General features: G+C 40.8%; 2 rRNA genes. Both read left to right on the forward strand.

What is annotated here, in order from left to right:
• Positions 1–111: ribosomal RNA gene (locus K5Q58_RS20735) — 16S ribosomal RNA — on the forward strand; the annotation flags it as partial.
• Between the two features lie 346 nt (positions 112–457).
• Positions 458–564: ribosomal RNA gene (locus tag K5Q58_RS20740) — 23S ribosomal RNA — on the forward strand; the annotation flags it as partial.

A 564-nucleotide genomic window follows, 5' to 3' on the forward strand; every position in this document is an offset into this window, starting at 1 on the left:
GAAGTAGATAGTCTAACCTTCGGGGGGACGTTTACCACGGTGTGGTTCATGACTGGGGTGAAGTCGTAACAAGGTAGCCCTAGGGGAACCTGGGGCTGGATCACCTCCTTACCTATACGACTAACTTGATGTTTGTTGAGTGTTCACACAGATTGCTTGTTACTCCTTTATGGAGTTGAGCGAAATGCGCCGCAAGCCGGTTAGCATTGTTCTTTAACAATTTGGAAAGCTGATAGTATTTAATTGCATGAGTCTGTCATGTTAATTAATACAAATCGTATTATTGGGAAGTTAATCCCTTTTCAGTAATACATTGAGTTCTCAAAACACTTTATTAAGTGTCTTGAATATTCTAAAAACTAAGGCGAATTTGTGTACTCGTAAGAGATGCAAATTAGTAATAAACCAGCTAGTTACGGTACAACTTGAGTTTCTTTGAAACTTATTTGGGTTGTATGGTTAAGTGACTAAGCGTATACGGTGGATGCCTTGGCAGTCAGAGGCGATGAAGGACGTAGTAACTTGCGAAAAGCGTTGGCGAGCTAGTAACAAGCATTTGAGCTA

It is taken from the genome of Shewanella sp. KT0246 (assembly GCF_019654955.1).
GTDB classification, from domain to species: Bacteria; Pseudomonadota; Gammaproteobacteria; order Enterobacterales; family Shewanellaceae; genus Shewanella; species Shewanella goraebulensis.